Annotated in this window: 3 protein-coding genes; all 3 read right to left on the bottom strand. The window is 57.7% G+C overall.

From position 1 onward, the window contains the following. Nucleotides 1-848 (bottom strand): ABC transporter permease (locus tag IGS51_RS20840; protein WP_297080678.1); only part of this gene is annotated, 848 nt, incomplete at its 3' end. Nucleotides 849-851: 3 nt separating this feature from the next. After that, entirely contained in the window at nt 852-1,670 is an 819-nt protein-coding gene (locus IGS51_RS20835; protein WP_297080677.1) for a PolC-type DNA polymerase III, read from the bottom strand. Between the two features lie 85 nt (nt 1,671-1,755). Beyond that, nucleotides 1,756-2,394 carry a CatB-related O-acetyltransferase gene (locus tag IGS51_RS20830; RefSeq protein WP_297080676.1) on the bottom strand — a complete coding sequence of 213 codons (639 nt, stop codon included), beginning with the start codon at nt 2,392-2,394 and terminating at the stop codon, nt 1,756-1,758. Between the last annotated feature and the right edge of the window lie 358 nt (nt 2,395-2,752).

The raw sequence follows: 2,752 nt of genomic DNA, 5'->3' as shown, positions 1-2,752 counted from the left end.
TCGCTGCGGGAAATCGACTCCACTAGCAGCGCCCCCATGCCCGGAACCCGAAAGACCTGTTCCACCACCAGCGACCCGGTAAACAGGCTGGGCAAATCCAGCGCCACCAGCGTCACCACGGGGATCAGCGCATTTCGCAGGGCGTGTGCCACCACGATGCGCCGCTTCGACAAACCTTTGGCGTGAGCGGTGCGGATGTAGTTTTGCGGCAGTTCGTCGAGCATGGCCGCCCGCACAAACCGCATTAGCGCTGCCGTTTGAAACAATACCAGCGTGGCGATCGGCATAATCGACTGCTTCAGTTGCAGCACGAAGCTAGGCCAATCGCGCACAACCAGTGTGCTGTCGTAGATGAAGGGCAGCCAGCGCCGCTGCACGCTGAACAGAATAATCATTAGCAAGCTGGTGACAAAGGTGGGCAGCGAAAAGCCCATCAGCACGACAGAAGTCAGCACCTGATCTGCAACAGAGTCGCGCCGTAGGGCAGAGAAGACCCCCAGCGGCAGGGCGATCGCCACGGACATGAGATACGACAATCCCGCGATCCACAGAGTCGTCGGCAGCCGCTGCACAATCAGCCCGCTGACGGGGCTACGGCTGGTGAAGGAATAGCCCAGATCGCCGCGCAGCAGTGCCCCTAGCCATTTCACGTAGCGGACGGGCAGGGGTTGGTCGAGGCCGAGCGATCGCCGGATGTTTTCCCGCACCTCTGCGGTGATGGCCGGATTGCTGGCAAATTCCGACATCGGATCGCCCGGAGCCACCGCCAAAATGGTGAAAATGACCAGGCTAATCGCCAGCAGCGTCAGCCCTAGCCCCAGCAGCCGCATCGCCACATAGCGAATCATCGCCTACTCTCCCAACAGCGAAAGCTGAGCCGGGTTAGCCGCCTCCAGCGCTGCCGCCTGCGCCAGTTCTCCCACCGCCCGCTCTACGTCGCCCCGACGATAAAGCAGCGTGCTGCTGCGGCCCCGCGCCACCACTTTTCCCTCAATGCCCAGAGACATCAGCAGTTTGGCGGCTTTCTTTTGCCGCTGCCCCAGCAGTTGCGCCGCATATTTCAAGGGCATCACCTGACGCGCAAACCGGGCCAGCAGCACCGTATCCTCTTCATTGCAGAGTTCTGTCAGCAATCGTTCGGCTAGCAGCCAGCAGGCCAGGGTATCCGCCGCTGCCCGGTGCGACGTATCGATGGGAAATTGAAAATGCTGCACTAGTTTGGGCAGACTGCGCGAGGGCAGATCGGGCAGCATCAGCCGCGATAGCTCTACGGTGCAAAGCTGCATTCGCTCAGGGCGCATAAACTCTACGCCCAGCCGTCGATATTCCGCCTGCAAAAAGCCGTAGTCAAATTCCAGATTGTGGGCCGTCAGCACACCCGTTTGCAGCAGCGGCAAAAAGTCGGGTAGCGCTTCGGCCGCTGTGGGAGCCGTTGCCACCATTTCCGGCGTAATGCCTGTAATCCGCACAATCTTGGCAGGAATCAGCGCTTCCGGGTTCAGCAGCGTAGACTGCTGCCGCTGCACTCCCTCCTCTAGGCTGGCGTGCAGCACCGATAGTTCTGTCATGCGATGCTTAAACGCCAGCCCGCCCGTCGTCTCCACATCCACCACCGTCAGCGGCTGTTGGCTCAGTTGGCGATAGTGCTGTAGCAGTTGGGGAGAGAGCATGGGGAAGAACGAAGAGGGAAGAACGAAGAGGGAAGAACGAAGAGGGAAGAACGGGTTTCCGTTTTTCGTTCTTCGTTTTTTATTCTCAATCTTCTTGTGCGGCTTGTCGCAGCATGGCCAAGTCGCCGCCACAGATAGCAAGCAGGTGGCGGGTAATTTTCTGGATGTCCCAGTCCCACCAGCGGATTTGCAGGAGTTCCTGGATCACTGCGTCGTCAAAGCGCTTGCGAATCAGGGCTGCGGGGTTGCCGCCGACGATGGTGTAGGGTTCTACGTTGCGCGTGACGACCGCACCCGTGGCGATAATGGCTCCGTCGCCCACCTGCACTCCCGGCATCAGCATCGCGCCGTAGCCGATCCACACGTCGTTGCCGATGATGGTGTCGCCTTTGTTGGGCCAGGAATCGGGCATGGCGTGTTCCCAGCCGTTGCCAAACACGGGAAAGGGATAGTTGGTGAACCAGTCGGTGCGGTGGTTGCCGCCGTTCATGATGAATTTGACATCCGAGGCGATGGAGCAAAACTTGCCGATGATCAGGCGATCGCCCTCAAAGTCAAAGTGATACAGCACATTGCGCTCAAAGTTCTCCGGGTTCTCAAAATCGTCGTAATAGGTGTAGTCGCCGACGATAATGTTGGGATTTTTAACGATGTTTTTCAGAAACGCCAGCCGGGTCTGGCCGGGGATCGGGTAGCGGGTGTTGGGGGAAGGGCCGGAGGTCATTTTGTTGCCTCAAATTATTGCGTCAAATTATTGCGTCAAATTATCGCCACGTTATCGCCTCAAGTTATCGCGTCAAATTACTGCCACGTTATCGCCTCAAAATTATCGCCTCAAATTATTGCGTCAAATTACTGCCACGTTATCGCCTCAAATTTATTGCCTCAAATTATCGCGTCAAATTATTGCCACGTTATCGCCTCAAATTTATTGCCTCAAATTATCGCCTTAAAAATCGCTGGCTCAACCGACTCACAAACGCATCCACCTCCGGCAGCCGTAGCCGCGTGGCAAACCACCCAAACACCAGCAGCCCTGCGCCACCTGCAAGACACAGATTCACCAGCAGCACGCCAAAGCC

This window comes from Thermoleptolyngbya sp. M55_K2018_002 (assembly GCF_015295965.1).
Classification (GTDB): Bacteria; Cyanobacteriota; Cyanobacteriia; order Elainellales; family Elainellaceae; genus Thermoleptolyngbya; species Thermoleptolyngbya sichuanensis.
This window is presented reverse-complemented; position numbering and strand designations above follow the sequence as displayed.

Coding starts and splice junctions, on each gene's coding strand:
- IGS51_RS20835 (WP_297080677.1), bottom strand. CDS start 1,670: ATGCTCTCTCCCCAACTGCTACAGCACTATCGCCAACTGAGCCAACAG.
- IGS51_RS20830 (WP_297080676.1), bottom strand. CDS start 2,394: ATGACCTCCGGCCCTTCCCCCAACACCCGCTACCCGATCCCCGGCCAG.